The following is a 24,255-nucleotide window of genomic DNA, read 5'->3' on the forward strand; positions in this document are numbered from 1 at the left end:
GTTGCGCGAACATTCCCTTGATTGACCTCAGGTTTAAAGGAACACTGCCGATAAAACGGCCCGAAAAACATGGGCGCAGATTTTCAGTTGGGAGAGTTCACATGACAAAACACGTGCTTCGGACATTCGCGTCGACCGTGGCGATCGGCGCCAGCCTGTTGGCGACGCAGGTTTTGGCCAAATCCGACATCACCATCGCCATGCAGCTGGAACCCCCGCATCTGGATCCGACCAGCGCCGCTGCTCAGGCCATCGATTCGGTTGTCTACACCAACATCTTCGAAGGTCTGACCCGTTTCATGGGCGACGGCTCGGTCGTGCCCGGCCTTGCGGAAAGCTGGGAGATTTCCGAAGACGGCAAAACTTATACCTTCAAACTGCGCGACGGCGTGACCTTCCATGACGGCACGACCATGGATGCCGAGGATGTTAAATTCACCCTTGACCGGGCCACGGCCGAGGACAGCGCCAACGCGCAGAAAGCTCTGTTTGCAGGGATCGAAAGCGTCGAGGCCGTGGATCCGCTGACAGTCAGGATCACCCTGGCCGATCCGAACGGCAATTTCCTGTTCAACCTTGCCTGGGGTGACGCGGTGATCGTCGCGCCTGAAAGCATCGAGAACATCAAGACAAACCCGGTTGGTACAGGTGCATTTACCTTTGGCGACTGGGTTCAGGGCGACAGCATAACACTGAACCGCAACCCCAATTATTGGGGCGATCAACCCGCTTTAGAGACTGCGACGTTCAAATTCATCTCAGACCCGACCGCCGCTTTCGCGGCCATGATGGCCGAAGACGTGGACGTGTTCGACAACTTCCCGGCACCGGAAAACCTGCCCCAGTTCGAGGCTGACCCGCGGTTTCAGGTTCTGGTTGGATCGACCGAGGGGGAAACGATCCTGTCCACCAACAACAAACAGCCGCCATTCGATGATATTCGGGTCCGGCAGGCGTTGGCCCATGCGATTGACCGGCAGGCCATCATCGACGGCGCCATGTTCGGGTACGGCACCCCTATCGGCACGCATTTTGCGCCACACAACCCCGCTTATGTCGATCTGACGGGCCAGTCCGCGTATGATCCCGAAAAGGCCAGGGCTTTGCTGGCAGAGGCGGGATTTGAAAACGGGTTCGAGACAACTCTGCACTTGCCACCGCCATCTTATGCGCGCCGGGGCGGTGAAATCATCGCCGCACAGCTGGCCGAGGTCGGCATCACGGCCGAGATCATCAACGTCGAATGGGCCCAGTGGCTGGAATCGGTGTTCAAGGGCAAGGAATTTGGTCTGACCATCGTCAGCCATACCGAACCGATGGATATCGGCATCTATGCGCGGCCCGACTATTACTTCCAGTATGACAGCATCGACTTTCAGACGCTGATGGAGACGCTGAACACCACCACCGACCCCGAGGAACGGACCCGTCTTCTGGGTGAGGCACAGCGCCTCATCTCGAACGATTATGTCAATGGGTACCTGTTCCAGCTGGCCAAGCTGGGCGTCGCCAAGGCCGGTGTTCAGGGCCTTTGGGAAAACGCACCAACTGCGGCAATCGACCTGACCGCCATTTCCTGGTCTGAATGACATCAGTTGACTGGGCCTGCTTAACGGGCCCAGTCTCACCATTGCGAAATGCGTTTCTAACGATCATGAAAAGCTTGTTTGCAGGTTTCGTTCTTTTGCTTTTCGCGTCTGTCCTTCCAGGCGCTGTTTTTGCGCAGGGCTTGTTCCAAGGGCAGCAGGATACGCTGGTGGGAACCCCGGACAACCCGCTGCAGGTCGGGGTTGGTATCAAGATCGACCAGATTACCGGCGTCGATCAGCAATCCGAAAACTATGGTGCCGTGGTTGTACTGCGGTTCGAATGGACAGACCCGGAACTGGCGTTTGATGCAGCAAGCCTTGGTCGTGATTTTCGGGTTTTTGAACCGCCCGCTTTCGTGCAATACGCCGCTGAGCTGGATGTGGTAACCCCGGCTTTTGTTATCCACAACCAACAGTCCAATCGATGGATTCATGAATCCGCAGTTGCCGTGCGTCATGACGGTCACGTGACTTTTGTCGAAAAATCCTCGCTGACCTTGCAGGCTCCGCATTTCAACTTTCGCAAATACCCGTTCGATACGCAGGAATTTCACTTTGAGGTCGTATCGGTGTTTCCTTCGCAATTCGTTCACTATCACGCGCTTGATGAATACTCCGGCCTGGGTGACATGCTGGGCGAAGAGGAATGGATACTTGGCAATGCCAGGGCTCTGACGTCAACGACGACCGGTTTGTCGGGAAACGAAAGCGACCGGGTCGAACTTGTCTTCGAAGGCACCCGGCACCTGACATATTACACCATCCGCATATTCCTGCCGATGCTAGTGCTGATCACGGTAGGATGGGCGCTTTTCTTTCTGGATGAATACCGAAAACGGATCGAGATCGCAGGCGGCAACCTGTTGGTCTTTGTGGCCTTCAACTGGGCCATTTCCGCCGACTTGCCCAAGCTTGGCTATCTGACGTTTCTGGATTTCATTCTGCAATGCATGTTCCTGATGACAGGAACGATTATCGTCTTCAGCGTGATGTTGCGTAAACTGAAAGTTTCCGGTCGGGAAGAGACGGCCAGAAAGCTCGACAATTACGCGATCAAATGGATTTACCCGTTGGGATATGCCGCCATCATCGGCTATGCCGTCGTTGTCTTTCTGATGACGTCTTAGGCGCTGAATCCCACATCTATGTGGTTCTGAAATCGCGTGTATAGCTTTGGCTACCGGCTGTTCTGACCCTTGTCGGCGCAGCAGGACGGCGTGGCGGACACCGCGCGCTGCCAGCAACAGTAAAAATCGCAAGATTAAGCATACCCTGCTGATTGTTGTGGTGTCTGATTCAACACAGCAGATGTCGGATTCAAGAGTATCCAAAACCCGCTTTTTCGCGGACTCTGAAAAAAAAGGTCCGATTCATGCGATACTCTGGTTTCAAGGTCATCAAAGAGGCTCTTACCGGGCACAAAGGGTGGACACCGGCCTGGCGCGAGCCGGAGCCCAAGCCACATTACGACATTGTCATCATCGGCGGTGGCGGTCATGGCCTTTCAACGGCGCATTACCTGTCAAAGGTATTTGGCCTCCGCAATGTGGCGGTGATTGAAAAAGGCTGGATCGGTGGCGGCAATGTCGGGCGCAATACAACCATTATCCGCTCGAATTATTTGCTGGACGGCAACGAACCTTTCTACGAGTTCTCGCTGAAACTGTGGGAAGGTCTTGAGCAGGACGTAAACTACAACGCGATGGTCAGCCAGCGCGGGATCATCAACCTGATCCACACGGACGCCCAGCGCGACGCCTTTACGCGACGGGGCAACGCCATGATCCTGAACGGCGCGGATGCTGAGCTGCTGGATGCCGAACAGGTGCGCAAGGAATACCCATTCCTGAACTTCAACGATGCCCGGTTCCCGATCAAGGGTGGGCTGGCCCAGCGGCGCGGCGGCACGGTTCGGCACGACGCGGTGGCCTGGGGATATGCCCGTTCAGCAGACAGCCACGGTGTCGATATCATCCAAAACTGCGAAGTGACCGGTTTCCGGATCGAAAACGGAAAATGTCTGGGGGTTGAGACGTCGAAAGGGTTCATTGGCGCAGGCAAGGTTGGCTGTGCCGTGGCCGGAAATTCGGGGCGTGTCATGGGCATGGCGGGTATGCGGTTGCCAGTTGAAAGCCATGTCCTGCAAGCCTTCGTGTCAGAAGGTCTGAAGCCGGTTCTGCCCGGGGTGATCACTTTTGGCGCGGGGCATTTCTATGTCAGCCAGTCCGACAAGGGCGGGCTGGTCTTTGGTGGCGATATCGACGGGTACAATTCGTACGCACAACGCGGCAACCTGCCCGTGGTCGAAGATGTCTGCGAGGGCGGCATGGCCCTGATGCCGATGATTGGTCGCGCGCGCCTGCTGCGGATGTGGGGCGGGATCATGGATATGTCCATGGATGGATCGCCCATCATCGACCGGACCGGCATAGATGGCCTCTATTTCAATGGCGGCTGGTGCTACGGCGGGTTCAAGGCAACTCCGGCGTCGGGGTTTTGCTTTGCGCATCTACTGGCAAAGGATGAACCGCACCCGACCGCAACCGCCTACCGGTTCGACCGGTTCCGCAAAGGTCGCATGATCGACGAAAAAGGCATGGGCAATCAGCCCAACCTGCACTGAGGGGAGCAGCACCATGATCATCCATCATCCCTTGCTGGGCCCGCGTGACAGTTCCGAATTCGTCTATCTGGGAGACGCTTCGCTGATCAACAGGCCCGACTGGCAGGCCGAAAACGCGGCCGAAGCGTTTTTTGACTACGCCTATCTGCGCGACAATCCAGCTGGCGAACACCGCGAGTTGTGGTTCCACGAGGGGGGCGACCGATCCTGGCTGGTCGTGACCCGCAATACCGCGACACATGAGATTTCCAAAGTGGAACTGGCCCGTGACGTGGCCCGGGCACAGGGGCGCTCCAAATGACTCAAGACAACAGGCTGAGCGGCGGTCAGATCGACCGCACCAAAACCCTGAACTTCAAATTCGACAACCGCAGTTACACTGCGCATCCGGGCGATACGCTGGCCTCGGCCCTTCTGGCCAATGGCGTGCGCCTGATGGGCCGGTCGTTCAAATACCATCGCCCGCGTGGCGTGCTGACTGCCGGTTCGGAAGAACCCAATGCCCTTGTCGAGCTGCGCACCGGCAACCGTCAGGAACCCAACACCCGTGCCACGACCGTTGAGATGTTCGAGGGGCTTGAGGCCCATTCCCAAAACCGCTGGCCCAGCCTGAAATTCGATGCTCTGGCGATCAACGACAGATTCTCGACCTTTCTGACGGCGGGGTTCTACTACAAAACCTTCATGTGGCCTGCTGCGTTCTGGGAAAAGCTGTATGAGCCGATGATCCGCCGCGCTGCGGGACTTGGGTCGTTGTCGATGCAGGAAGACCCCGATGAGTATGACAAAGGGTTCCGGCATTGCGATCTGCTGATAATCGGCGCGGGTCCAGCCGGATTGATGGCGGCACTGACTGCGGGCCGGGCCGGTTCCGAGGTCATTCTTGCGGATGAGGATTTCGCACTTGGTGGGCGGCTCAACAGTGAAACCTTTTCGCTGAACGACGGCGATGCGACCGAATGGGTTAAGCAGAGTGTCGCTGAACTGTCAGCAATGCCCAACGTCCGCCTGATGCCGCGCACGACCGTGATCGGTGCCTTTGATCACGGCATCTATGGTGCAGTTGAGCGGACGGGCGATCATCTTGCTTCTCTGCCTTCCGGTAAACCGCGCCAGATACTCTGGCGCATCTACGCCAAACGCGCCCTGTTATGCGCTGGCGCGACCGAGCGGCCCATCGCGTTTGAAAACAACGACAGGCCTGGCATCATGCTGGCAAGTGCTCTGCGCACCTATGCCAATCGGTTTGCAACCACGGCGGCGCAACGTGTCGCCATCTTTACGAACAACGATGACGGCCACCGCACAGCTGCGGATCTGCACGCAAAAGGTATCAGGATTGCTGCCGTCGTCGACGTTCGTGACGACGCTCCGACCAGCCATGACTATGAGGTTCTGCGGGGCGCGCAGGTCAGGGACACCAAAGGCCGACTGGGGCTGACCTTTGTCGAGGTTGAGCTGGCAGACGGGTCGTCGCGCACGCTGGACTGCGGGGCGCTTGGCGTCTCGGGTGGCTGGAACCCCAACGTGCATCTGACCTGCCATCAACGAGGGCGTCCCGCGTGGAACGACGATCTGGCGGCCTTTGTCCCCGGAGCGGACTTGCCGCCTGGGCTGTCCGTCGCGGGGGCGGCAAATGGTGTGATGTCCACCCATGGCGCCCTGCAATCCGGGGCAGAAGGCGCGGCGCAGGCGCTGGGCCTGAAAGGCCCGCTGCCCGATCTGCCTAAGGCCGAGGATACCCCGATCTCGCAGATACCGTTCTGGTATGTTCAGGGTTGCAGCCGCGCGTGGCTGGATCAGCAGAATGACGTGACCGTCAAGGATGTGAAGCTCAGCCATCAGGAAGGGTTCCGCTCGGTCGAGCACTTGAAACGCTATACCACCTTGGGCATGGCCACCGATCAGGGCAAGACGTCGAACATGGGCGGGCTTGCAATCATGGCCGAGCTTGCGGGTAAGTCCATTCCGGAAACCGGCACAACGATCTTCCGCCCGCCCTATACGCCCGTTCCGATTGCAACCTTTGCTGGCCGGATGAAAGGCAAGGAGTTTCATCCCACTCGCCTGACCCCGTCACATCACTGGGCCAAGGAACGCGGCGCGGTGTTTGTCGAGGTCGGCAATTGGCTGCGCGCGCAGTGGTTCCCGCTGCACGGTGAAACCCATTGGCGCGAATCCGTGGACCGTGAAGTGCGCCAGACCCGCGCCTCGGTCGGGGTGTGCGACTGCACCACGCTTGGAAAGATTGATGTTCAGGGTGCGGATGCGGCGGATTTCCTGAACAGGGTCTATTGCAACGGATTTGCCAAACTGGCCGTCGGCAAAACCCGTTATGGGCTGATGTTGCGCGAAGACGGAATTGCGATGGATGACGGTACCGCCGCACGTCTGGCCGAGGATCATTTCGTGGTCACCACCACAACCGCCAATGCGGTCAAGGTCTACCAGCATATGGAATTTGTCCGGCAATGCCTGTTCCCGGACATGGATGTGCAGCTGATCTCGACCACCGAAGCCTGGGCACAATACGCGGTAGCCGGGCCCAATTCGCGCAAACTTCTGCAAAAGATCGTGGACCCCGAGTTCGACATCTCGAACGAAGGCTTCCCGTTCATGGCTTGCGGCAACATCACCGTATGCGGCGGGTTGCGGGCGCGGTTGTTCCGGATTTCCTTCTCGGGCGAGTTGGCCTTTGAAATCGCGGTCCCATCGCGATACGGCGACGCGCTGATGCGGCGGTTGATGCAGGAAGGCGACGAGTTCGACGTCGTACCCTACGGCACCGAAGCGCTGGGCGTCATGCGGATCGAAAAGGGTCACGCCGCAGGCAACGAGTTGAACGGAACCACCACCGCCCTGAACCTTGGAATGGGTCGGATGGTATCCAAGAATAAAGACAGCATCGGCTCAATCCTGTCCGAGCGTGAAGGGCTGAACGAACCAGGCGCTTTGATGATGGTTGGCATCAAGCCTGTGAACGCTGGCGACAAGGTAACCGCCGGAGGGCATCTGATGGATGCCACGGGTCCCGTGGATGCTGCCCATGATCAGGGCTATGTCACATCGGCGGCATTTTCGCCGTCGCTGGACAGCCATATCGGCCTTGGCTTTTTGAAAAACGGCGGCACACGTCAGGGCGAAAAGATGCGCCTTGTGTCGCCAGTGACCGATCTGACGATCGAGGTTGAAATCGTCTCGGCCCATTTCGTCGACCCCGAGGGAGAACGGCTCCGTGCATGATCTTGTAGCAATAACCGCGCTGGGTGGAACCGAACCCAAGATCGACAGGGTCGGAAGCGTGACCTGTACCGAAACTCCGGGTGTGGCGCTGGCCTCGATCGCCGCTCGGCTGGGTCGGGAAGACAAAACCCGGAATGCCGTATCCCAAGTGATCGGAGCGGAAACGCCTGCCGTCGGGCAATTTACCGGCGGGCCGATCATTGCCTTCTGGACCGGGCCTGATCAATGGATGATCGAAGCGCCCTTTGAGACACATGAAGATCTGGCGCATCTGGTGAAAGAAAACACTGGGGACAACGCATCGGTTTCCGAACAGACAGACGCATGGGTCAGGTTTGATCTGGACGGAGAGGGCGTGTTGGCAGTGCTGGAGTTGCTAAGCAGTCTGGATTGCCGAAAAATGGCGGCCGGTGCCGCATCCCGCACGTCTATCCATCACCTGGGGTGTTTCGTCCTGTGCCGCGCTTCTGGTTCGTTCAGCGTCTACGGGCCAAGATCGTCTGCCGGGTCACTGCATCATGCGATTGTGGCCGCAATGAAATCGGCGCTTTGAAGGCAAGATCAGCTTGAGGGTAGCGGAGCGTTATCCTCGACCCGAAACCGGTTGATCCGTCGCCGGTCCTCGCTGGGGCTCAAACCAAAGGCAGATCGGTAGTGCGTCACCAACGGCGTGACCGAGCTGTATCCGATGGCCGCGGCAATGTCGGCAATAGGGTCCTTGGTATAGACAACCATCTGACGGGCCGCCTTCATCCGCATGGACCGGAAATAATGGCTGGGGCTTTGCCCTGTGGCCTGTTTGAAGGCGCGCTCGATCTGGCGGGGGGTGACGCCCGTTTGATCCGCTATGTCCGCGATCGAGATTGGATTGCCGATACGGCTTGCGAACAGGTCGACACATCGGGCCACAAGCGGCGGCAGCTTTTCACCCGTGGCAGGTTTGCTTGCACTGGGCACCTGTTGTTGAACACCTTCCCCTCGCATCATCGGATGCTGGAACCAGCAGGCCACCTCATGCGCGACTTCGCCGCCCAACCGGTCCTGAATCAGATGCAGGGCCAGATCAAACGCGGCCGCCGCCCCGGCCGCTGTATACCGCGTGGCATCCGACACGATCACTTCGCGCCTTGCATCGATCTGTGGAAACTCGGCCAGAAACGCGGCTTCGTAGCACCAGTGCACCGATACCGGATGGCCAGTCATGACTCCCGACCGCACGAGCGGGAAAACGCCGCCGCTGATACCGCCCAGAATTGTCCCGTGGCGTGACAAAGCCCTCAACGCACCATTCCCCTGGGTCGGGTTTCTGAAGCCCGAGGTCGGACTGCTGAGCAGGAACAGAATATCAATCGGCTTACAGTCTGCGAGGTTGCGTTCAGCCTCAAAACGCACATGAGCGCTGGAGCTGACCTTTCCCCCGTTTTCCGCCACAAGAGACCAGCGAAATGCCTCTTGCCCGGCGATCTCATTTGCAGCGCGCAGCGGTTCGATGACCGAGGTCAGGCAAGCCATCGGAAAGCCATCGAACAGCAGAAACCCGATCTCAATTCTATTTTCTGTCAGCATGAGCGCTACACTATCAGTAAATCCTGGTTCGGCCCGGATTGCTCCTTGGCCGCTCTGGCCTGCGGAAACGGTTCGAACAAGTGTAGCAAAACTCGGAACGTGCGAAATCGAAAAAACGCGCAACAAACATGGTGAAAATCGGGGTCAGGTCCTGCATTCGGATTGACAGGCGGAAAGGAACAAAGGTTGCGCAGCGCCATTTGCCGGTCTGCCGATGCCGTAGATGCTGGACCCGTGACGGCTGAGACCCTAACGTGGCCTCAATGCTTCGCTATACCCTTAAACGACTGATCTCATTGCTTGCCAGCCTTGCCGTCGCCTCGGTGGTCATCTTCGCCGTGATCGAGGTCGCACCGGGGGACCCGGCATCGTTCATGCTGGGTGTCAACGCGCAGGAGGATACGTTGGCCGCGCTGCGGGCTGAACTGGGTCTGGATGGATCCAGGGTGCAGCGGTATTTCAACTGGGTCGGAGGGATGGTAGCCGGAGATTTCGGCACCTCGTACACCTATCGCACACCGGTGTCGCAGATGATTGCGGACCGGCTGTGGGTATCGTTGCCCTTGGCTTTGTATGCGCTCACGCTGTCCACGCTCATCGCCTTTCCTGCCGGGATCTATGCCGCCGCGCGCCGGGGCAAGCCCGGGGATCTGGCGGTGATGGGGGCGACACAGCTTGGTATCGCTGTGCCCAATTTCTGGTTCGCGATGATGCTGGTGCTGATCTTCGCCATAAACCTGCGCTGGTTCAATGCCGGTGGGTTTGTTGGCTGGGGCGAGGGCCTTTGGGCGGGGCTGCGTTCGCTGACTTTGCCCGCCATTGCGTTGGCCCTTCCTCAGGCCGCGATCCTGGCCCGCGTTATGCGATCAGCGCTGCTGGATATTCTGGGTGAGGATTTCATGCGCACCGCGCGGGCCAAGGGATTGTCGCGTCGTCAGGCTCTGTGGCGGCATGGGGTGCGGAACGCGCTGATCCCCGTGCTGACGATCATCGGCTTGCAGTTTTCCTTCCTGCTGGCCGGGTCGATCATCATCGAACAGGTGTTCTACCTGCCGGGCCTCGGGCGGTTGGTGTTTCAGGCCATTTCGGCCCGCGATCTGATCGTGGTTGAATCGGTGGTGATGCTGCTGGTCTTTGCGGTGATCACCGTGAATTTTCTGGTGGATCTGGCCTACGCAGCCGTTGACCCACGGTTGAGGAGCCGGTCATGAGCCGCAACCTGATTCTGGGCGCGGCGCTGTCGTCGCTGGTGGTGCTGGCGGCGCTGATCTCGTTTGTCTGGACACCCTACGACTATGCCGCGCTGGATATCCCCAACAAACTTCAGACGCCCGATGCACAACACTGGTTTGGAACAGATCACTTCGGCCGCGACATGTTCTCGATGATCATGGTCGGTGCACGCACTTCGATTGCGGTGGCTCTGGTGGCCGTGGGGATTGGCATGGCGCTGGGCGTACCCCTTGGCCTGACAGCCGCCGCACGCAAAGGGTCGTGGTTGGATGAGGTGATCATGCGTGGCAACGATCTGGTCTTTGCCTTTCCCTCGCTGGTCATCGCCATCCTGATCACGGCTGTGTTCGGTGCCGGTGCCATCAACGCGATCATTGCGATCGGTATTTTCAACATCCCCGTCTTTGCCCGCATCACCCGAGGGGCCGCATTGTCGCTGTGGGAGCGCGAGTTCATCCTTGCCGCCCGTGTGTCGGGCAAAGGTGCCGCACGGATATCAGCCGAACACATCCTGCCCAATGTCGCCAACTTGCTGATCGTTCAGGGCACCATCCAATTTTCGCTGGGCATACTGGCCGAGGCGGGCCTGTCCTATGTCGGTCTGGGCGCGCAACCTCCGACGCCCAGTTGGGGCCGGATGCTGGCGGACGCCCAGACTATGGTCAGTTTTGCCCCGCATTTGGCTCTGATTCCGGGCTTGGCGATTATTGTCACGGTATTGGGTTTGAACCTGCTGGGTGATGGTCTGCGCGACTGGCTGGACCCAAGGATCAGGGTGGCGCGGGCATGACGTTGCTGCAAGTCGAAAACCTGTCCCTGTCGATCCACGGGGTGCCGATCCTGAAGCGGGTCAACTTGTCCATCGACCCGGGCCAAATCGTGGCGGTGACAGGTGAAAGTGGGTCGGGCAAATCCATGACAGCACTGGCTGTGATGCAGCTTCTGCCAAACGGGGCAACGGCAGACGGCGCAATCCGACTGGACGGCAAAGACCTGCTGACCCAATCCGAGGCCGAGATGTGCGCCTTGCGTGGCGCGTCCATCGGGATGGTATTTCAGGAACCGATGACCGCGCTCAACCCGGTGAAAACCATCGGCGATCAGGTGATGGAGACCATCCTGATCCACAAGGCGATGCCTCCTGCTCAGGCCCGGACCCGCGCTGCCGAGGTGCTCACGCGGGTTGGACTGCCGCCCGACAGGTTTCCTCTGTCGCGCTATCCGCATGAGCTGTCGGGCGGGCAGCGTCAGCGTGTCGTCATCGCAATGGCCATCGCATTGCGTCCCAGGCTTTTGATCGCGGATGAGCCGACCACGGCGCTGGATGTCACCACGCAGGCGCAGATCCTTGATCTGCTGAAAGGGCTGGTTCGCGAATATGATATGGGCCTGCTGATGATCACCCATGATCTGGCTGTGGTCTCGGACATGGCCGATCAGATTGTCGTCATGCGTCACGGCGAGGTCGTCGAAAGTGGCGCGACGCGAAACCTGTTTCGAGATATGCAGCACCCCTATACCCGTATGTTGTTCGAAGCTTCGGGTCATCAGGTCACTCTGCCTGAACCTACACAGCAACGCCCGCTTCTGGAGGTTTCGCAGGTCGTCCGGGATTACCGCCTTCCCCGCAAAGGTCTGCTGGACGCGCCGGGCCACCACCGCGCGGTGGATGGTGTCAGCTTTACCCTTAACCGAGGGGAGCGTTTGGGGCTGGTGGGCGAGTCAGGTTGCGGAAAATCGACCCTAACACGGGCTATTTTAGGGTTGGAAGAGATCCAATCCGGTCAGATTATGCTGGATGGTCAGCCGGTTTTCACCGGCCACAGGCCCAACCTTGCGGTACGTCGCAAGATGCAGGTCGTGTTTCAGGACCCCTATGGCAGCTTCAATCCCCGCCACCGTGTCGCGCGCCTGATCACTGAACCTTTTCACCTGTTGGAAACGCCACCAAAGGGTTCCGAACGCCAGGACCGGATCACAGAGATGCTGACGGCAGTGGGCCTCGGCCCTGATGATGCGGGCAAGTACATTCACGAGTTTTCGGGCGGGCAACGCCAGCGGATCGCCATTGCCCGCGCCCTGATCATTCGGCCGGAACTGATCCTGTTCGATGAGGCGGTTTCAGCCCTCGACGTATCGGTGCGCGCCCAAATCCTCGATCTGCTTGCCGAACTCTGCGAGGCTTATGATCTGACTTACCTGTTCATCAGCCACGATCTGAGCGTGGTGCGCACCATCACCGATCATGTTCTGGTGATGCAATCCGGACGAATTGTCGAACAAGGCAAGACCGAACAGGTATTCTCGGACCCGCAGCATTCCTACACGCAAACCCTGATCGCCGCCGCGCCCCAATTGCCTGAAATCGGGAAGTTATCGGCGTAAAACCATTTGTTAGAGCCTGAACGGAGGCCAAAATGACCCAACCACTCTGGTTTGATCCCACCCTGTGCCTGATTGGCGGAAACTGGATACCTGCGACATCAGGCGACTCATTGCCTTTGACCAACCCGTCAGACGGGACCGAGATATGCAGGATTGCACGCGGCTCGGGTGTGGATATTGACGCGGCGATCGCCGCCGCCAGATCTGCGCTAAAGGGCGACTGGGGGCGCAAGACGGCCTTGGAGCGCGGCCGCATCCTGACCCGGCTGGGCCAGCTGGTGCTGGAACGGGTGGACGATCTGGCGCGGCTTGAGGCGATGGATGTCGGCAAGCCCCTGACGCAGGCCCGCGCCGATGCCATCGCGCTGGCGCGCTATTGTGAATTCTACGGCGGTGCAGCGGATAAGGTGATGGGTGAGACCATTCCCTATCTCGATGGCTACACCGTCTATACCCTGCGCGAACCCCATGGGGTGACGGGCCACATCGTGCCCTGGAACTATCCAATGCAGATCATTGGGCGCTCGGTCGGGGCCGCGCTAGCCATGGGCAACGCCTGTGTTCTGAAACCTGCGGAAGAGGCCTGCCTGACCGCGCTGGCCTTTGCCCATCTCGCGCAGCAAGCGGGTCTGCCAGCAGGTGCGCTGAATGTTGTGCCCGGTCTGGGGGCCGAGGCCGGTGCCGCATTATCCGGGCATCCGGGGGTCAACCATATCTCGTTTACTGGTTCGGTGGCCACGGGTGCATTGGTGCAGCAGGCCGCAGGGCGAAACGTTGTGCCTGTGACACTGGAACTGGGCGGAAAATCCCCGCAGCTGGTGTTTGACGATGCCGATCTGGATGCCGCCCTGCCGTTTCTGGTGAATGCGGGCATTCAGAACGCAGGACAGACCTGCTCGGCCTCCTCCCGCATTCTGGTACAGCGCGGTGTCTATGATCAGGTCAAATCTCGCATGGCCGAGGCCTATGAACAGCTCAGCGTTGGACCCGCGATGCAGGATCTTCGCGTTGGACCGCTGATTTCCGAGCGGCAAAAACAGATCGTAAACAGTTTTCTGGACAAAGGCGCCGATCTGACCATTGCGGCAGAAGGGACGATCATAATGGATGCGCCGGAAACCGGGGCTTATGTCCGGCCCACCTTGTTTGCGAACGTGCCACCGGATCACCCGCTCGCCCGTGATGAAATCTTCGGCCCGGTCCAGGTTCTGATCCCGTTTGACACCGAAGAACAGGCTCTAAATATAGCCAATAGCACTGATTACGGTCTTGTCGCCAGCGTCTGGACACGTGACGGTGCGCGGCAGATGCGGTTGGCAAAAGGGCTGCACGCGGGTCAGGTGTTCCTCAACAACTATGGGGCAGGTGGCGGCGTTGAACTGCCATTTGGCGGCGTGGGCAAATCCGGCCATGGCCGCGAGAAAGGCTTTGAGGCGCTTTATGGCTTTTCGCAACTCAAGACAGTGGCTGCCTATCACGGGTAACAGCGCCCCGGTCTGTCAGATCAACGTTTCTTTCGCGCATATGCGCCCCAGAACAATCTCCTTGATCTCTTTAAGGGAATGGGCAACGGACAATCCAAAGGGCGGTTGGTATCAGTGATTTGTCGTCTCAAGTCACTTTTGAAGCAAAGACCGTTCGGGTCAGGACCAGAAAATCGCAATGAAGGACCCGGGTGGCGCTTGGCATTCCCGCTCTGTTCTGGATTGTCGGCCTCCTGCTTGTAAAAGCGTCGAAACCAAAAGCGGGCGTCTCAACGCCGCTATTACGCGCGCTTTTCACCGATCGAGGTTACGCCCAGAACATCCAGCACCCTGGCTTCGATCTGCTCGGCATTCATACCCGCAACGGCATACATGTCCGCGGGGCTGGCCTGATCGATGAAGATGTCAGGCAAGACCATCGAGCGGTATTTCAAGCCCCGGTCAAAAACACCCTCATCCGCCAGAAGCTGTGCCACATGGCTGCCAAACCCGCCAACTGCGCCTTCTTCGATGGTGATCAACGCCTCATGATCCGCAGCCAGGTCCAGGATCAGTTCCCGATCCAGCGGCTTGGCAAATCGGGCGTCGGCGATGGTTGGGCTAATGCCTTTGGCGGTCAGAGACTCGGCTGCTTTCTGAACTTCCGCCAGCCGCGTGCCAAAAGACAAAAGCGCGACGCGCGCGCCTTTTCGGATCATGCGGCCTTTGCCGATCTCCAGTACCTCACCGCGTTCGGGCAGGTCCACTCCGACACCTTCGCCGCGCGGATAGCGAAAGGCAATCGGCCCTTCATCATGCGCGACAGCGGTTGCCACCATGTGCATTAATTCCGCCTCATCCGCGGCGGCCATGACGACCATGCCCGGCAGATTGGCCAAATAGGCAATATCGAACGACCCGGCATGGGTGGCACCGTCAGCACCCACCAAACCCGCGCGGTCAATGGCAAACCGAACGGGCAAGCGCTGGATTGCGACGTCATGCACAACTTGGTCGTACCCCCGCTGCAGAAAGGTCGAATACATGGCGCAGAATGGTTTCATCCCCCCTGCCGCGAGCGCAGCCGAGAAGGTCACGCCGTGCTGCTCGGCAATCGCCACATCGAAACAGCGCGACGGGTACCGTTCGGCAAACAGGCCCAACCCGGTGCCATCTGGCATCGCGGCAGTCACCGCAACGATCTTGTCATCGCGCGCGGCGGCATCCACCAGAGCCCTGCCAAAGACAGACGTGTAAGAAGGGGCGTTTGAAGGGGCCTTTTTCTGCTCGCCCGTAACCACATCGAATTTGGCTGTCGCGTGGCCTTTGTCGCGGGCCTGTTCGGCTGGTGCGTACCCTTTGCCCTTCTTGGTCAAGACGTGGATCAGGATCGGCCCGGTTGCCCGCGCCTTGACGGTGCGCAGAACCGGCAACAGCTGATCCAGGTCATGCCCATCAATAGGCCCGAGATAGGAAAACCCGAGCTCTTCGAACAGGGTCCCGCCCACGGCCATACCTTTCAGCATTTCCTTAGCGCGTTTGGCCCCTTCGCGGAACGGTTCGGGCAAAAGTGAAACAGCGCCCTTTGCGGCGGCTTTCAGATCGTGGAATGGCGCCTCGGCGTAGATTCGGGACAGATAGCTGGACAGGGCACCAACAGGGGGGGCGATGCTCATTTCATTGTCATTCAGAATGACGATCAGGCGTTTCTTCAGGTGACCTGCGTTATTCATCGCCTCAAAGGCCATGCCTGCGGACATCGATCCATCACCGATCACGGCAATCGCGTCACCCAACCCTTCAGGGGTTACACCGCCCAGATCACGCGCGACGGCAAAACCCAGTGCCGCACTGATCGAAGTGCTAGAATGCGCGGCGCCAAACGGGTCATAGGGGCTTTCGCTGCGCTTGGTAAAACCGCTCAGGCCATCTTTCATGCGCAGCGTGCGAATGCGGTCGCGCCGTTCGGTCAGGATTTTGTGCGGATAGCACTGATGGCCCACATCCCAGATGATCTTGTCGCGCGGCGTGTCGAAAACAGCGTGCAGCGCGGTTGTCAGTTCCACAACACCCAGACCCGCGCCCAGATGCCCGCCGGTCACAGAAACCGCCGAAATCGTCTCGGCCCGCAATTCCTGCGCAACCTGATGCAGCTGCGCGTCCGAGAACCGCTTGAGATCAGCGGGGCGGTTCACAAGGTCCAGCAGGGGCGTTTTGGGGCGGTCAGACATTTGGCGCGTTCCTGGCTTAGCTGTCCCGGGCAATAACGAAGCGAGCGGCTTCCTTCAAGGTTTCTGCCGTCGGGCCATACCCGTCCAGTGCGGCGCAGGCCTGATCAACAAGTTCACTGGCGCGGGTTCTGGCAGCATCCAAACCCAGAAGCGATACGAAAGTGGCCTTTCCCGCATCCGCATCTTTCTGAAGGCGTTTGCCTGCCTTTGTCGCATCACCTTCAACATCAAGGATGTCGTCTGCAATCTGAAAAGCAAGACCAAGGGCTCGGGCATATTGGCGCAAGGGCTCTGGATCCGCTTTCGCCAGACGCGCACCCGCACAGGTGGACCATTCGATCAAAGCGCCCGTTTTGCCGCCCTGAAGCCGTGTTATCGCATTCAGCGTCAGAGGTTCAGAAGCGGTTTCCGCCGCGATATCAAGCGCCTGCCCCAAAACCATACCTTGCGCACCGCTTGCCCTGGCCAGTGTCAGTGCCAGATCAGCGCGAACGTCTGCATCTCCAACCTCGGGCCGGGTACACAGCTCAAAGGCCAGTGTTTGCAGCGCGTCCCCGGCAAGTACAGCCGTGCCTTCATCCCATTTCACATGCACCGTGGGGCGTCCGCGCCGCAGATCGTCGTCATCCATGCAGGGCAGATCGTCGTGAACCAGCGAATAGGCGTGCAGGGCCTCTATCGCGGTCGCGGGCCAGATCGCGCGGGACTCGTCGATTTGGTGCAGGCGCGCACTTTCCAGAACCAGAAACCCGCGCAGCCGCTTACCGCCCCGGGTGGCGTAGGCCATTGCCCGTGTCACATCCAGATCGTCCAGCGCGCCCATTATCAGGTCAAAATGATCCTGAAGGCGCGCCGCGTCCTGCGCCAGTCTTTCCTGAAACATTTACTGACCTTCGACAGGTGTGGTCCCGGTCGGTTGGCCATTCGCGTCCAGAGTGATCGCGGCCACTTTTTCCTCGGCCCGCTTCAACTCGTCCTCGCAACGTTTTTTCAAAGCGGCCCCGCGTTCATAAAGCGCAATCGACTGATCCAGCGCCACGTCGCCGCGCTCAAGCTGACCAACCACGGTCTCAAGCTCTTTCATGGCCTGCTCGAATGTCATCTGCTCAACTGGGGTATCGGTCATCGTGCTGCCTTCATCAGTTCTTCCACATGGGCGCGTGTCGCCTCGGCCAGTGCGTTCAGATCATACCCGCCCTCCAGAGTCGAGACGATACGGCCCTGACACACCTCATCGGCTATCCCGCACAGCTCTGCCGTGATCCAGGCGAAATCGCCAGTCGACCAGTTCAGATTGGCCAGAGGGTCGTCCTGATGCGCATCGAACCCGGCCGAGATGATGATCAGCTCCGGCCGGAATGCCCGCAGGCGCGGAAAGGCCTGCGTTTCATAGGCGGATCGCATCTCAGCCCCGCCGGTGCCCGGGGCCAGCGGGATATTCAGAACGTTATCGTAAGCGCCTGCCTCGTCCGGGCGGCCTGATCCGGGCCATAACGGCATTTGCTGGCTGGTGATCACAAGGGCCCGATCTTCATCCCACAGCAGGTCCTGCGTGCCGTTGCCATGATGAACGTCGAAATCGACCACAGCGACCCGCTTCAGCCCGTGGTAATCCAGCGCGTGTTTCGCAGCCAGCGCCGCGTTGCCAAACAGGCAGAACCCCATGGCTTTCTCGGCTTCGGCATGGTGCCCAGGCGGGCGAATGGCACAAAAGGCGTTCGGCGCCTCACCGCCCAAAACCAGATCAACGGCGCGCACTGCCGCACCCGCCGCGCGATAGGCCGCATCCACGGAACCCGGCGACATGAAGGTGTCCCCGTCGATCTGCGCAAACCCGTCAGTGGGGCGCGACGATCTGATGTCGCGGATATGGCTTTCGGGATGAACACGCAGCAAATCATCGTCTGCCGCCAGCGGAGCGGTCACGCGCTTCAGATCCAGCCCCTCCAGCGCGTGCAGGATATGCTCCAGCCGCGCCACCTGTTCCGGATGACCCTGGGGTGTGACATGTCCAAGGCAATCGGCATGTGTCAAAAGGGCGGTTTTCATCGGGATCCCATCTTCATCTGGCTAAAAATATCCTCGCCGAAGGCATTAATCGCCGCGCAGCGGCTCATTCAATCGGGTGCCAGCATATAGCCTGCGCCCCGGACTGTCTGCAGATACCGGGGCTGTTTCGGGTCCTGTTCGATCTTCCGGCGCAGGCGGGTGATCTGCACGTCCACGGCACGTTCTTGCGCCTGTCCTTTATCCCGGCCCAGATCTTCCACCAGTTTTGCACGGCTGATCGGCTCGCCAGGTTGGGCCGAGAAAATTTTCATCAGCTGGCTTTCGGTTGCCGTCAGGCGGACCGGCATTTCGCCCTGCCACATTTCACCACGTTCAATGTCATACCGGATGGGACCAAGATGCAGGATCTTCGCCGCTGTTTCCTCGGCCGGGGTTTCCGGCATTCGGCGCAGGATCGCATTGATCCGCAGCAACAACTCTTTCGGCTCGAAAGGTTTGGCGAGATAATCATCCGCCCCGGCTTCAAGCCCTGCAATCCGATGCTCGGTCTCGCCCTTGGCGGTCAACAACAGGATCGGTGTCGTATGGGTGTCACGCAGTGATCTGGTCAGACTGACGCCATCTTCGCCCGGCATCATCACATCCATGACGATCATGTCGAAATCCAATCCCGACAGAACCCGCCGCGCATGGGCCGCATCCCGTGCCGCTGTCACCAGAAACCCGTTTCGCATCAGGAATTTCTTGAGCAGATCGCGAATGCGTTCGTCATCATCAACAATCAGCAGATGGGCATCCATTTCGCTCATGAACTCGTATCCCGCAATTTCGTATAGGCATGACGCATATCAGCATCCATCATTGCTTCAAGTACTTTGCGAAACCCGGCCACGGCCTCGGGACCGGCATCCTTGAAGGCTGCGCGCATTCTTGTTCGTTGCGCATCTGACAACGTGGCCTCCAACGTTTCGCCCTTTTCCGTCAGAAATAGGTGCCGTTCGCGTTTATCCACGGTTCCGACCCGGCTTTCCACCAGACCATCCTCGATCAATGTCCGAAGAACCCTGTTCAGAGACTGTTTTGTAACCCCGAGGATCGCCAGCAAATTGTTCACCGTGGTGCCCGGAGCACGGTTGATAAAATGGATCGCGCGGTGATGGGCGCGGCCATAGGCCATCTCGGACAGGATACGATCAGGATCCGCGGTAAAGCCGCGATAGGCAAAGAACATGGCCTCGATCCCCTGGCGCAACTGTTCATCCGTCAAAAACAACAGGCTCTCGCCCCCATATCGCGGGGCTGGGCGGATTTCGGACATATCATGCCTCATTCGTTACTCGGGTTTGACTTTATGTCAGCGTTATTGACATTCCAAGGGCGGAGCGGTATCGAATCGCAGTTTTTGCGCAACATTGTGTCCGCATCGGACCTAAGTAGCGCAACAATCGGAAATTTAACCCGGTTCAGGAGGTTTCGCATGGCGGGGTATGATGATCGTGACGGTGTCATCTGGATGGATGGTAAGCTGGTGCCCTGGCGCGATGCCAATGTGCATATTCTGACCCACGCGATGCACTATGCCTCATCCGTGTTCGAGGGCGAACGGGCTTATAACGGCAAGATTTTCAAAAGCCGCGAACATTCCGAACGTCTTATCGCCAGCGCCGAGGCGCTGGACATGCCGATGCCTTACACAGTCGATCAGATTGAAGCGGCCAAGGAAGAGACCCTGAAAGCCAGTGGCCTTCAGGATGCCTATGTCCGCGCATTGGTCTGGCGCGGGTCTGGCGAAGACATGGGCGTGGCGTCGGCCCGCAACCCGGTACGGATGGCCATCGCGGTCTGGCCCTGGGGCGCCTATTACGGCGACGCCAAGATGCAGGGCGCAAAACTGGACATCGCCGAATGGAAACGCCCCAGCCCGGAAACCATCCCGGTCCACGCCAAGGCAGCGGGCCTTTACATGATCTGCACCATTTCCAAGCACAAGGCCGAAGCCAAGGGATGCTCGGACGCGCTGTTCATGGACTGGCGTGGTTACGTGGCCGAGGCAACAGGTGCCAACGTGTTCTTCGTCAAGGATGGAGAGGTTCACACCCCGCTGGCGGATTGCTTCCTGAACGGCATCACCCGTCAGACCGTCATTCAGATGCTGAAGGATAAAGGCATCACTGTGCATGAGCGGCGCATCAAGCCCGAAGAAATGGCTGATTTCGAACAGTGCTGGCTGACCGGAACCGCCGCCGAGGTCACTCCGGTCGGGCAAATCGGAGATTACACTTTCGAAGTCGGCGACCTGACCCGCGAAATCGCAGAAGATTACGAAAAGCTGGTCCGCTCGTAATAACTTGCAAAACCCCGCTTCGGCGGGGTTTTTGTTGCAGATCGTGCAAATTGTCGTGCAAAGCGTTCCGTGATCTGGACGATCGGATCAGTTCCCGTATCTTCACCGCATGTTGGACCTTCTCAGCGATATTCTCACCCGTCTGTCCCTGCGTGGCACGTTCTACTTCCGCACCTCGTTCACACCACCTTTTGGTATTCAGGTGCCGGAATTCGAAAACGTCGCGCGGTTTCATTTTGTTCAACGGGGTGAGCTCAAGGTCCATGTCTCATCCACCGGAGAAACGTTGAGGCTGCGGCAGGGGGATCTGATCCTGATCCCTCATGGGGCGCCACATGCGTTGTTGTGTGCTGAGGTCAGGCCACCGGATGCGCTTCCTCTGGAACAGGTTCTTGAGATTGCCGGCTACAAGGGCGATGGCGTCCTTGTCTATGGCGGTGCAGACGAGGACCGGGACACGCAACTGATCTGCGGTCATTTTTCTTTCACCGGCCCGGCAGGGCGAAAAGGCACCGGGCATATGCTGATCGACCGACTGCCGCCCTACATCCTGATCGAGAATTATGGTGAAGAGGCGGGATCGTGGATGGAATCGACCCTGCGCATGATCGGATCCGAAGTGTCCGGGGCCCGTATTGGCGGCGATCTGATTGCGCTGAAGCTGTCCGAAGTTCTGTTTGCGCAGGCGATCCGAACCTACCTGGAACGGCAAAGCCCGCAGGACACCGCCCTTGCGGGCTTTGCGGATACGCGCATCTCACGCGCATTGACGGCGTTCCACCAAGCCCCAGCGCAAGACTGGAGCGTTGCAACACTGGCACGCGAATCCGGCATGTCCCGCACAGCCTTTTCTCAGTTGTTTGCCCAGAAGATGGGCACGACGCCGATGCAATACCTCACCGACTGGCGCATGCAGATTGCGTGCCATGGCCTTACAGAGGCACGATGGAACGTCGCAGATGCAGCAGCCGAAGTTGGATATGCCTCTGAAGCCGCGTTTTCCCGTGTTTTCAAGAAGCAGGTCGGCTTGTCACCAGCCGCATACAGGTCCATGCACTAATACGCCAAGAATTCTGTACGATCTGCAAGATTTTTAAAACGATCGAGAATTCAGCGTTCGGGTCAGGCTTTCTATCTTTCTTTCATCACTGATTGAAAAGAGGAAAATCCTATGTCCCTGCGTTTCGTTACCCGCTCTGTCCACGCGTATCTGGACTACCCGGTTGCCATTGCCCTGATGACACTGCCTTTCCTGCTGGGATTGGGTCAGTCCAATCCGCTGGCGCTGTGGCTTTCGGTTGTCACCGGCGTCGCCGCCTTTGTCCTGACGGTTCTGACCGACCATCATTTGGGAATTTGGCGCGTTCTACCCTACAAATTTCACCTGGCCGTGGACCTGATTGTCGGCATCACCTTTCTGTTTGCACCCAGTGTACTGGGGTTTTCAGGATTGGATGCGGCGTTCTACTGGCTGAACGGTGCGGCTGTGGTTCTCGTCATCTCGCTCAGCGCGCCCGAGCAGGAAGTCGCTGCCTGAGCGCTGTTCCTCAGCACTGGCAAATTTGTCCAAATACTACCGAAATAGCTGAGCCGCCCGTTTTGCAAATCGGCGGCTCAGAGCAGAGAAGCGTGTTGACCGGTCGGGCGAATTTACTTGAAAAAGCCGACTGAATTCATCAGATTTATCCCTGCGCGGGGTGAGGTCACAGATGACAGACACGCTTGACGAAATCATGGCCCGACATGATGCGCTGGTTGCGTGCGGGTGCAATTGTTGCGAAGGCGACTATTGCGCCTATGCCGACCGCCAGAACCGGGACACAGCAACCGCTGAAGAAGCCCGCACACAAGGCACCGCCCATCAACGCAAGTCGTTGCGATATATTTTTGAAACTGTGCGAAGCGGCAGAGGATAGCAGCGCAGCAGTTTAGGCTGCGCTGTTGCAAGGTTCAGAAATCCACCCCGCGCTGGGCTTTGATTCCCGCCTGGAACGGGTGTTTTTCTTCGGTCATCTCGGTGACCAGATCTGCATAATCACGCAGCGCCTGCGGTGCGTCACGGCCTGTCAGGAACACACTCGTCTTGTCCGAACGCGCGTTCAGCCCGTCTATCACCTGCTCGACCGAGAGATATTCATAGCGAAGCGCGATGTTGATCTCGTCCAGAACCACCAGATCGTATTCGCCACTTGCCATAAGGGCGCAAGCCTTGTCGAAGGCGGCGTTGGCGGCTGCAATGTCGCGCTCGCGGTCTTGTGTGTCCCAGGTAAACCCCTCACCCATCGTGTGCCAGGTGACCAGATCACGTTCTTCGAAGAAACGGCGCTCGCCGGTTTTCCACTTGCCCTTGATGAACTGCACCACGGCGACCTTCTGACCCCAACCAAGCGCGCGGATGACCACGCCAAAGGCCGCAGATGACTTGCCTTTGCCCTTGCCGGTATTGATCAGAACAAGGCCGCGTTCGGGGTCGACGGCCTCGGACACTTTCTTGCGGTGCTGGGCCTGCACCTTTTGCATCTTTTCCTTGTGATCCTGCGCGTCGCTCATTGGGGAACCTCTTTGATTGTCCGGCCCAACCTAGGGAAAGAATGCAAAAGGTAAAGTCACGCTTTGGGGTCCGTGACAGAACGCGCCTTGCCACGCTCAAGCCCCAGCTGGTGTTCGCGCCAGATCACAACAACATTGCCTGCGATCACCAATGCGGCCCCGATCAGGATCGCAACGGTGGGCAATTCATCAAACGCGAAATAACCGATCACAATCGCAAAAAGCATTGTTGCATAGTCATAAGGTGCCAGCATCGATGCTTGTCCAAACCGATACGAGGACGTGACCAAGATCTGTGCAACTCCGCCAATTAGCCCCATGGTGATCAGTATTAGAGCCTGATTCAGGGTAGGCATTGTCCATCCCCAGATCGCCGTCAGGGCCGAAAGCAGCGTCGCTGTCAGCGAGAAATAGAACACGATTGCAGCAGGGTGATCGACCTTGACCAGTTGGCGGATGTGGATCTGCACGAAGGCCCGGGCAAAGGTCGCGCCCAGTACGCATAGCGCTCCGATGGTTGCAGCCGTTTCCATCTGAGTGCTGCCAAGCCGGGGCCAGATCATGATCATCACGCCAAGCAACCCAAGTGCCACGGCACCGATGCGAATCATGCGGATGCGCTCGCCCAGCATCACAGCGGCCAAAATCAGGGTGAAGATCGGTGTGGCGTAACCGATTGCGGTGACTTCGGGCAGCGGCAACAGGCTAAGGCCGGTGAATGTCAGCCCCATGGCGCTGGTGCCCAGAACACCGCGCCAGAAATGACCCATGGGTTTCTTGACGACAAAGCCTTGCGCCAGCTCTCGGCGCGCGATCAGCCACAGAATGATGACCGGAATAGCAAACAGGGACCGGAAGAACACCAATTGGCCCGGCGGGAATTCGTCAGATAAGGCTTTGACCAGGGCCGACATCGACGTGAAAAGGAACAGCGCGCCAAGCTTCAGCGCCACAGCCAGCAAAGGTCGATGCGATGTTAAGGGTTTTGTCATCGGCGCGACCCTGCGCCTTTGCAGAA

The 24,255-nt window shown here is 58.8% G+C and carries 23 protein-coding genes; 14 read left to right on the forward strand and 9 right to left on the reverse strand.

Annotated features, from left to right (window positions below; genetic code table 11):
• Positions 1-101: 101 nt before the first annotated feature.
• The 6 genes from ACR0EK_RS15750 to ACR0EK_RS15775 all read left to right on the forward strand — a co-directional run bounded on the left by ACR0EK_RS15750 (position 102) and on the right by ACR0EK_RS15775 (position 8,008).
• The gene (locus ACR0EK_RS15750) at positions 102-1,589 is read left to right on the forward strand and encodes an ABC transporter substrate-binding protein (RefSeq protein ID WP_480482725.1); all 1,488 of its coding nucleotides are present in this window, start codon (positions 102-104) and stop codon (positions 1,587-1,589) included.
• Positions 1,590-1,756: 167 nt separating this feature from the next.
• Complete coding sequence (locus tag ACR0EK_RS15755) at positions 1,757-2,716, forward strand: ligand-gated ion channel (protein ID WP_480587567.1); 960 nt, start codon at positions 1,757-1,759, stop codon at positions 2,714-2,716.
• A 245-nt stretch (positions 2,717-2,961) separates the two neighbouring features.
• Positions 2,962-4,212, forward strand: a complete 1,251-nt coding sequence (locus ACR0EK_RS15760; RefSeq protein WP_480914791.1) for a sarcosine oxidase subunit beta family protein — start codon at positions 2,962-2,964, stop codon at positions 4,210-4,212.
• A gap of 13 nt (positions 4,213-4,225) precedes the next feature.
• Positions 4,226-4,513, forward strand: coding sequence for a sarcosine oxidase subunit delta (locus ACR0EK_RS15765; protein WP_480506551.1), 288 nt, complete (start codon positions 4,226-4,228; stop codon positions 4,511-4,513).
• Positions 4,510-7,455: a sarcosine oxidase subunit alpha family protein gene (locus ACR0EK_RS15770; RefSeq protein ID WP_480967936.1), complete on the forward strand. Its 2,946-nt coding sequence runs from the start codon at positions 4,510-4,512 to the stop codon at positions 7,453-7,455. Before ACR0EK_RS15765 ends, ACR0EK_RS15770 begins: the two co-directional genes overlap by 4 nt.
• Positions 7,448-8,008, forward strand: coding sequence for a sarcosine oxidase subunit gamma (locus ACR0EK_RS15775; protein WP_480898824.1), 561 nt, complete (start codon positions 7,448-7,450; stop codon positions 8,006-8,008). Before ACR0EK_RS15770 ends, ACR0EK_RS15775 begins: the two co-directional genes overlap by 8 nt.
• 8 nt (positions 8,009-8,016) lie before the next feature.
• On the opposite strand, the gene ACR0EK_RS15780 is transcribed toward ACR0EK_RS15775, so the two are convergent.
• Positions 8,017-9,021, reverse strand: a complete 1,005-nt coding sequence (locus tag ACR0EK_RS15780; protein ID WP_480898826.1) for a GlxA family transcriptional regulator — start codon at positions 9,019-9,021, stop codon at positions 8,017-8,019.
• A 263-nt stretch (positions 9,022-9,284) separates the two neighbouring features.
• Between ACR0EK_RS15780 and ACR0EK_RS15785 the strand changes: the two genes are divergently transcribed.
• The 4 genes from ACR0EK_RS15785 to ACR0EK_RS15800 are packed head-to-tail and all read left to right on the forward strand — an operon-like array spanning position 9,285 to position 14,123.
• On the forward strand, positions 9,285-10,232 hold the full coding sequence (locus tag ACR0EK_RS15785) for an ABC transporter permease (protein ID WP_480487848.1): 948 nt from the start codon (positions 9,285-9,287) through the stop codon (positions 10,230-10,232).
• Positions 10,229-11,044 (forward strand): ABC transporter permease, encoded by an 816-nt coding sequence (locus ACR0EK_RS15790; protein ID WP_480487846.1) that lies wholly within the window; start codon positions 10,229-10,231, stop codon positions 11,042-11,044. The genes ACR0EK_RS15785 and ACR0EK_RS15790 overlap by 4 nt, the downstream gene beginning before the upstream one ends.
• Positions 11,041-12,639: an ABC transporter ATP-binding protein gene (locus tag ACR0EK_RS15795; RefSeq protein ID WP_480914785.1), complete on the forward strand. Its 1,599-nt coding sequence runs from the start codon at positions 11,041-11,043 to the stop codon at positions 12,637-12,639. Before ACR0EK_RS15790 ends, ACR0EK_RS15795 begins: the two co-directional genes overlap by 4 nt.
• A gap of 32 nt (positions 12,640-12,671) precedes the next feature.
• Entirely contained in the window at positions 12,672-14,123 is a 1,452-nt protein-coding gene (locus tag ACR0EK_RS15800; protein ID WP_480967937.1) for an aldehyde dehydrogenase family protein, read from the forward strand.
• A gap of 281 nt (positions 14,124-14,404) precedes the next feature.
• Here ACR0EK_RS15800 and dxs read toward each other — a convergent pair whose 3' ends face one another.
• The 6 genes from dxs to ACR0EK_RS15830 all read right to left on the reverse strand — a co-directional run bounded on the left by dxs (position 14,405) and on the right by ACR0EK_RS15830 (position 19,661).
• Positions 14,405-16,333, reverse strand: a complete 1,929-nt coding sequence (dxs, locus tag ACR0EK_RS15805; protein WP_480898834.1) for a 1-deoxy-D-xylulose-5-phosphate synthase — start codon at positions 16,331-16,333, stop codon at positions 14,405-14,407.
• 16 nt (positions 16,334-16,349) lie between these two features.
• Complete coding sequence (locus ACR0EK_RS15810; protein ID WP_480898837.1) at positions 16,350-17,216, reverse strand: polyprenyl synthetase family protein; 867 nt, start codon at positions 17,214-17,216, stop codon at positions 16,350-16,352.
• Entirely contained in the window at positions 17,217-17,459 is a 243-nt protein-coding gene (locus tag ACR0EK_RS15815; RefSeq protein WP_267363166.1) for an exodeoxyribonuclease VII small subunit, read from the reverse strand.
• The gene (locus tag ACR0EK_RS15820; RefSeq protein WP_480487836.1) at positions 17,456-18,382 is read right to left on the reverse strand and encodes a histone deacetylase family protein; all 927 of its coding nucleotides are present in this window, start codon (positions 18,380-18,382) and stop codon (positions 17,456-17,458) included. The genes ACR0EK_RS15815 and ACR0EK_RS15820 overlap by 4 nt, the downstream gene beginning before the upstream one ends.
• Before the next feature lie 68 nt (positions 18,383-18,450).
• Positions 18,451-19,152, reverse strand: a complete 702-nt coding sequence (locus ACR0EK_RS15825; protein ID WP_209506983.1) for a response regulator — start codon at positions 19,150-19,152, stop codon at positions 18,451-18,453.
• Entirely contained in the window at positions 19,149-19,661 is a 513-nt protein-coding gene (locus ACR0EK_RS15830) for a MarR family winged helix-turn-helix transcriptional regulator (protein WP_209598920.1), read from the reverse strand. The genes ACR0EK_RS15825 and ACR0EK_RS15830 overlap by 4 nt, the downstream gene beginning before the upstream one ends.
• A gap of 159 nt (positions 19,662-19,820) precedes the next feature.
• On the opposite strand from ACR0EK_RS15830, the gene ACR0EK_RS15835 reads away from it, so the two are divergent.
• The 4 genes from ACR0EK_RS15835 (at position 19,821) to ACR0EK_RS15850 (ending at position 22,603) form a co-directional block, all read left to right on the forward strand.
• A complete protein-coding gene (locus tag ACR0EK_RS15835) occupies positions 19,821-20,687 on the forward strand; it encodes a branched-chain amino acid aminotransferase (protein ID WP_480506925.1) in 867 nt (288 codons plus the stop codon).
• 109 nt (positions 20,688-20,796) lie between these two features.
• Entirely contained in the window at positions 20,797-21,747 is a 951-nt protein-coding gene (locus ACR0EK_RS15840) for an AraC family transcriptional regulator (RefSeq protein ID WP_480538489.1), read from the forward strand.
• Positions 21,748-21,858: 111 nt separating this feature from the next.
• Positions 21,859-22,224 (forward strand): SPW repeat domain-containing protein, encoded by a 366-nt coding sequence (locus ACR0EK_RS15845; protein ID WP_050604526.1) that lies wholly within the window; start codon positions 21,859-21,861, stop codon positions 22,222-22,224.
• A gap of 172 nt (positions 22,225-22,396) precedes the next feature.
• Positions 22,397-22,603 (forward strand): hypothetical protein, encoded by a 207-nt coding sequence (locus ACR0EK_RS15850; RefSeq protein WP_267363171.1) that lies wholly within the window; start codon positions 22,397-22,399, stop codon positions 22,601-22,603.
• A 34-nt stretch (positions 22,604-22,637) separates the two neighbouring features.
• On the opposite strand, the gene cobO is transcribed toward ACR0EK_RS15850, so the two are convergent.
• The gene (gene cobO / locus ACR0EK_RS15855) at positions 22,638-23,237 is read right to left on the reverse strand and encodes a cob(I)yrinic acid a,c-diamide adenosyltransferase (RefSeq protein WP_480474573.1); all 600 of its coding nucleotides are present in this window, start codon (positions 23,235-23,237) and stop codon (positions 22,638-22,640) included.
• Between the two features lie 56 nt (positions 23,238-23,293).
• Positions 23,294-24,229: a DMT family transporter gene (locus ACR0EK_RS15860; RefSeq protein ID WP_480898840.1), complete on the reverse strand. Its 936-nt coding sequence runs from the start codon at positions 24,227-24,229 to the stop codon at positions 23,294-23,296.
• Between the last annotated feature and the right edge of the window lie 26 nt (positions 24,230-24,255).

Source organism: Ruegeria sp. AE4, assembly GCF_056542185.1.

Coding starts and splice junctions, on each gene's coding strand:
- ACR0EK_RS15795 (WP_480914785.1), top strand. CDS start 11,041: ATGACGTTGCTGCAAGTCGAAAACCTGTCCCTGTCGATCCACGGGGTG.
- ACR0EK_RS15765 (WP_480506551.1), top strand. CDS start 4,226: ATGATCATCCATCATCCCTTGCTGGGCCCGCGTGACAGTTCCGAATTC.
- ACR0EK_RS15850 (WP_267363171.1), top strand. CDS start 22,397: ATGACAGACACGCTTGACGAAATCATGGCCCGACATGATGCGCTGGTT.
- ACR0EK_RS15770 (WP_480967936.1), top strand. CDS start 4,510: ATGACTCAAGACAACAGGCTGAGCGGCGGTCAGATCGACCGCACCAAA.
- ACR0EK_RS15810 (WP_480898837.1), bottom strand. CDS start 17,216: ATGTTTCAGGAAAGACTGGCGCAGGACGCGGCGCGCCTTCAGGATCAT.
- ACR0EK_RS15845 (WP_050604526.1), top strand. CDS start 21,859: ATGTCCCTGCGTTTCGTTACCCGCTCTGTCCACGCGTATCTGGACTAC.
- ACR0EK_RS15760 (WP_480914791.1), top strand. CDS start 2,962: ATGCGATACTCTGGTTTCAAGGTCATCAAAGAGGCTCTTACCGGGCAC.
- ACR0EK_RS15750 (WP_480482725.1), top strand. CDS start 102: ATGACAAAACACGTGCTTCGGACATTCGCGTCGACCGTGGCGATCGGC.
- ACR0EK_RS15860 (WP_480898840.1), bottom strand. CDS start 24,229: ATGACAAAACCCTTAACATCGCATCGACCTTTGCTGGCTGTGGCGCTG.
- ACR0EK_RS15790 (WP_480487846.1), top strand. CDS start 10,229: ATGAGCCGCAACCTGATTCTGGGCGCGGCGCTGTCGTCGCTGGTGGTG.
- ACR0EK_RS15815 (WP_267363166.1), bottom strand. CDS start 17,459: ATGACCGATACCCCAGTTGAGCAGATGACATTCGAGCAGGCCATGAAA.
- ACR0EK_RS15820 (WP_480487836.1), bottom strand. CDS start 18,382: ATGAAAACCGCCCTTTTGACACATGCCGATTGCCTTGGACATGTCACA.
- ACR0EK_RS15840 (WP_480538489.1), top strand. CDS start 20,797: ATGTTGGACCTTCTCAGCGATATTCTCACCCGTCTGTCCCTGCGTGGC.
- ACR0EK_RS15800 (WP_480967937.1), top strand. CDS start 12,672: ATGACCCAACCACTCTGGTTTGATCCCACCCTGTGCCTGATTGGCGGA.
- dxs (WP_480898834.1), bottom strand. CDS start 16,333: ATGTCTGACCGCCCCAAAACGCCCCTGCTGGACCTTGTGAACCGCCCC.
- ACR0EK_RS15835 (WP_480506925.1), top strand. CDS start 19,821: ATGGCGGGGTATGATGATCGTGACGGTGTCATCTGGATGGATGGTAAG.
- ACR0EK_RS15780 (WP_480898826.1), bottom strand. CDS start 9,021: ATGCTGACAGAAAATAGAATTGAGATCGGGTTTCTGCTGTTCGATGGC.
- cobO (WP_480474573.1), bottom strand. CDS start 23,237: ATGAGCGACGCGCAGGATCACAAGGAAAAGATGCAAAAGGTGCAGGCC.
- ACR0EK_RS15825 (WP_209506983.1), bottom strand. CDS start 19,152: ATGAGCGAAATGGATGCCCATCTGCTGATTGTTGATGATGACGAACGC.
- ACR0EK_RS15785 (WP_480487848.1), top strand. CDS start 9,285: ATGCTTCGCTATACCCTTAAACGACTGATCTCATTGCTTGCCAGCCTT.
- ACR0EK_RS15830 (WP_209598920.1), bottom strand. CDS start 19,661: ATGTCCGAAATCCGCCCAGCCCCGCGATATGGGGGCGAGAGCCTGTTG.